The sequence below is a fragment of the Comamonas sp. B-9 genome (genome assembly GCF_000410635.1).
Classification (GTDB): Bacteria; Pseudomonadota; Gammaproteobacteria; order Burkholderiales; family Burkholderiaceae_C; genus Comamonas.
On sequence record NZ_APCR01000585.1, the window covers coordinates 1 to 1385 of the forward strand.

Here is a 1385-nt window from a genome sequence, read left to right on the forward strand (position 1 = left end):
GCTTCGGCCTTGTCTTGCTTCATGCGCTGGCCAGCCCTTCAACAGAAAAGCCGCCGATGCGTGGCTGCTGCTCGGCAATGTCGAATGCGGGGCCGCGCGCATGCAGCTGGCCAGGATGTGCAGGGTGTGGCGCACGCCTGAGGCTGCGCGGTAGTGCATTGCGTACATGCTCATGCGGCACCGCCAATCTGCAGTTCTCCAATGCGCTCCACTGGCTGCAGCCACTCCTTTTTGCAGCGGCCCTTCATCTTCCACAGGTGTGCCAGGTGCTCAAATCGGGCGCCGAAGTCGCTGCGGCCATACAGCAGATCAAGCAACGCATGCACTTCCATTACCGGGCGGCGATCCATGTCCAGCAGCGCCATAGCCATACCGAAGTGACGCTGGTCAAGCAGGCGCAGATCGGTCAGATCAAATGGGAAGCGGGGGCCGTTGTACAGGCCCAGCAAAATGCCTGCAGCCACCCGCGCACCGCTATGGCAATGGCCGCTGGCCAGGTTGAAGAAATGCACCAATGCGGCGTGCTGTTCCTCTTGCGTGTATTCGATTTGCGTTACTTCGGTCATGGTCTTACCTCCGGTTTTTGGGCAAAAGAATCCCCTGCCAGGCCCGCAGGCCTTGCAAAAAATGATTGGTTTGGGTGTGTGGTGATGGCCGCTATTGAGCGGCTCTGGCGCTAGCTGCTAGCGCCTGCAGGCTTGTCGCCCGCAAACAGATCGCCGGTCACCGGCTGGGTGTACAGCGCGTCATGGGCGGCCTCGCCTGCGTTGTCGAGTACCACGCGCATCATGTCGCGGCGCACATGGGTGGATAGCGGCAGATTCACAGTGGGGTCAGGCGTGGCGCTGGGGCTCAGCGTGCGCACAATCTCGGTGGTGGCCACAAAGGTGTGGCCGCATTCCACGTTGGTGCATTGATAGATGGTTTCGCGCATGGTGGCGCTGACCGGCTTGCTGGTGCGGATTTCGCACGTTGCCTTGCAGTGGGGGCACTCCATGCGGGTGCCCTCCATGCGCAGGCGGCGGCCCGTGTGGTTGCCGCGCGGCTTGCGCAGCTCGGCCTTTTTCAGCTCCGCCTTGTGCAATGCCTTTTGTTCTGCTGTGGTGTGCATCATGGTGTGCCTTTGTGCAGTCGATTTAGCCACTTTTGAGCCGCTCAATAGCCGCTTACTGCTTGGCAAAGAATTGCACCTGGCCGCGCTGCTGCTTGTACTGCTGCAGGCCCAACAGATAGACAAAGCGCAGGAACGGCGCGGCATGCTCCAGGCCCAGGCTGTGGGCCATTTCCATGGCCTTCTGCTGCTCGGACGGGAAGATGCGCAGGCCGGCCAGCACATTGGGGTACTTGGCCGCCTCGCCGGCAGGCTTTGCGTCCACGCCGCTGCC

3 protein-coding genes are annotated in these 1385 nt (G+C 61.7%); 1 reads left to right on the top strand and 2 read right to left on the bottom strand.

The features are described from left to right. Nucleotides 1-680 (top strand): hypothetical protein (locus tag H928_RS32815; protein WP_204366285.1); only part of this gene is annotated, 680 nt, incomplete at its 5' end. Here H928_RS32815 and H928_RS26355 read toward each other — a convergent pair. Further along, complete coding sequence (locus tag H928_RS26355) at nucleotides 677-1114, bottom strand: ogr/Delta-like zinc finger family protein (RefSeq protein WP_021025651.1); 438 nt, start codon at nucleotides 1112-1114, stop codon at nucleotides 677-679. The two genes, H928_RS32815 and H928_RS26355, sit on opposite strands and share 4 nt — an antisense overlap. Before the next feature lie 52 nt (nucleotides 1115-1166). After that, on the bottom strand, nucleotides 1167-1385 hold a 219-nt coding region (locus tag H928_RS32120), incomplete at its 5' end, for a hypothetical protein (protein WP_027010598.1).